At 58.3% G+C, this 2,864-nt stretch carries 4 protein-coding genes; 2 read left to right on the forward strand and 2 right to left on the reverse strand.

The window, feature by feature from the left end:
- A partial coding sequence (locus tag DBR24_RS00050) for a dienelactone hydrolase family protein (protein ID WP_177490376.1) occupies nucleotides 1-156 on the forward strand: 156 nt, incomplete at its 5' end.
- 200 nt (nucleotides 157-356) lie between these two features.
- Here the strand turns inward: DBR24_RS00050 and DBR24_RS00055 are convergent.
- Both DBR24_RS00055 and DBR24_RS00060 read right to left on the reverse strand, forming a co-directional pair.
- Entirely contained in the window at nucleotides 357-1,223 is an 867-nt protein-coding gene (locus tag DBR24_RS00055; protein ID WP_123465876.1) for a pirin family protein, read from the reverse strand.
- Nucleotides 1,224-1,284: 61 nt separating this feature from the next.
- Nucleotides 1,285-1,701, reverse strand: a complete 417-nt coding sequence (locus tag DBR24_RS00060; RefSeq protein ID WP_123465878.1) for an OsmC family protein — start codon at nucleotides 1,699-1,701, stop codon at nucleotides 1,285-1,287.
- A 128-nt stretch (nucleotides 1,702-1,829) separates the two neighbouring features.
- Between DBR24_RS00060 and DBR24_RS00065 the strand changes: the two genes are divergently transcribed.
- Nucleotides 1,830-2,864: amidohydrolase family protein (locus DBR24_RS00065; protein WP_128613517.1), on the forward strand; the 1,035-nt coding region annotated here is incomplete at its 3' end.

Consider the following 2,864-nt stretch of genomic DNA (forward strand, 5'->3'; position numbering starts at 1 on the left):
AACGTGGATTGGCAGTTGCTGAGCTATGGCGGTGCGGTGCACTCGTTCACCGATCCGCACGCCAATGTGCCGGGCAAGATGATGTACGACGCAAAAACCGCCAAGCGCGCGTTCAAGTCGATGCATGATTTGCTGGATGAAGTGTTCAAGGACTGAAAAGCGAAAAGCCCCTCATCGGAACGCCGCCCGCCTAACCTTCTCCCGGAGGTAGAGGGGACTGAATGGGGGATGTTGATGAGTTACCCCGACCTGAAAGTGTGTTGGTGAATCCATAATCGCCAAGACTTTTCAGGTCGGTGTATGACCCTCACCCCAGCCCTCTCCCTCTGGGAGAGGGCTGGGGTGAGGGTCAAGGCTTAACGCGGCAATTCGATCCGCTCGATTTCTCCCGGCACCGTCGGCCAGTCCCCGGCCGCCCACTTGCGCCGCGCCTCATCAATCGCCGCCGGATCGCTCGCGACAAAATTCCAGTTGATCCGCCGCGGGCCGTCCAGCGCCGCGCCACCGAACACCACCGCATGTACATCGCTGTCGGCAAACAGACTCATCTCTTCGCCTGTCGGCAACACCACCAGCGCATGCGGTTCGATCACTTCACCGTTCAACTGCGCATCACCACTTAACACGTACACCGCCCGCTCCTCATGCTCGGCGGGAATCAGCAGCGTGGTCGCGGTTTGCATCCGCACTTCGGCGTACAGCGTAGGAGAAAGCACCGGCACCGGCGATTCCAGGCAAAAGCCTGACCCGGCAATCATGCGGATCTGTACGCCAAGGTTATCGCTGACCGGCAAAGTTGCCGCCGGATAGTGGCTGTAGTGCCCCGGACCTTGTTCGTGTTCCTTGGGCGAGGCCAACCAGATCTGCAAGCCGTGCATCGTGAAGCTTTGTTCCCACAACGCTTCCGGTGTGCGCTCGACATGTGCGATCGCACTGCCGGCGGTCATCCAGCTGACATCACCGGCCTGGACCACCTGGTCGGAACCAAGGCTGTCCTTGTGCTGGATCTGCCCTTCAAACAAATAGGTGAGTGTCGACAGACCAATGTGCGGATGCTGTCGGATGTTCATGCCTTTGCCCGTCGGATAAACCGTTTCAAGCATGTGGTCGAAAAACACGAAAGGCCCGACGCTGCGGCATTTGGCTGACGGCAACGGGCGCAGAATCGGCTGGCCTTCGACGTCTTCGGCGCGCGGGCGGATGATCAGAGGTTGCGTGTCCATGGTGCATTCCAGGCTGAGCGGGTGATGCCAGAAGCATAACCCGCCGCTGGCAAGAGGGTGATTACTGGCTGTCGAAGCCCTGTGGGGCGTGGGTTTCGATGGTCACTTCGCTGGTTGTCATCAGCTTGTGGATCGGGCAGCGATCCGCTACGCGCAGCAGCTCTTCACGCTGGGCATCGGTGAGGACGCCCTTAAGGGTGAGCGTCACGTGCAGCACATATTTGCCTTTCTGCTCTTCGCTGTTGTCGCGTTTGACCTCGACACCGACGCCGGTCAGCGGGATGTCTTTCTTCTTCGCGTACATCTTCAGAGTCAAGGCTTTACAGGCACCGAGTGCGGCATCGAAATAATCGTGTGGCTCGGGCGCCGAGCCTTCGCCACCGGCAGACTTCGGTACGTCGGCAAACAATTCGTGGTCGTCGATCTGTACGGTGTGACGAAAACCTTCGGCGGAGACGGTATTGACGGTAACGGTCATGGCAACCTCACTGGCAGTAGGAAAAGTCATTCGATCAAAAAAGACCTTGCAGTTATAGAGCATTCCTACAGAGGCGCGTTCCACTTTCCTGCAGGATGAACCCTTGTCGCCGGCTCGGGGTCTAGGCTATGTCTACCTGCCGGAGATTACTTGTGCCCTTGTTTCGTTTGAGTCTTGCCTGCTTGCTGGTATTTGCCGGCGCCGCCAGTGCCCGCGATTACACCTACAGCGATGCGCACCTGCACTACGTGGATTTTTTCCAGGAGACCGCGGGTATGGCGAAACTGCTGACAGCGATGAAGGACAACTCCGTCGAGCATGTGATGATTTCCGGTATTCCGGTGGCGAAGAAGTGGCATGAAGACGAACCCAAGCGCCCGCGCTATTACGCCGGTGATGACGCTGATGCCTATTGGTACAGCGCCACCGATGTGATCATCGCCGATGCGGTGCAAAAACTCGCCCCGGAGCAGCGCCCGTACTTTCACCCATTCCTCTCGGGGTTCAATCCCAACGACAAGAACTCTGCTGCGCACATCCAGCGCATGCTCGATCTGTATCCGGGGCTGTGGCAGGGCATTGGCGAGGTGTTTACGCGTCACGACGATCTCACGGCGCTGACCTCCGGTGACACGCCGCGTGCCAACAATGAGGCGATGACGAAGATCTATCACCTGGCGGCGGAAAACGATCTGCCGGTGATGCTGCATTCGAACATCACCTCCAAGCGTGAGAAAAATCCGCTGTACCTGAAGGAAATCGAAGAGCCGCTGCGCAATCATCCGCATACGCGCTTTATCTGGGCGCACGCGGGGACGAGCGCGGAAATTCATCGGCACCAGACGCAACTGAAATTTCTTCTGCCCACCGTCAGCCGGTTGCTTGAGGCTTATCCGAATCTGTTCGTCGATCTGTCGTGGAGCATGCTCACGCCGTATCTGCTGGATGAACAGGGCAGGCCACGTGCGGAATGGCTGGCCTTGGTGGAGAAATACCCGGAGCGCTTCATGCTCGGCTCTGACGTCGTCGGCCGATTCAACAAGCTCGGCCGAGAGATGCACAGTTTCACGTCCTTTCTTGATGCCTTGCCCGAAGACGTTGCCCGTAAAGTCGCCCGGGATAACTTCCTGGCTATATTGCCGCGAACAGCGGCTAAGTCCGGG

The sequence above is a fragment of the Pseudomonas sp. HMWF006 genome, from assembly GCF_003061205.1.
Classification (GTDB): domain Bacteria; phylum Pseudomonadota; class Gammaproteobacteria; order Pseudomonadales; family Pseudomonadaceae; genus Aquipseudomonas; species Aquipseudomonas monsensis.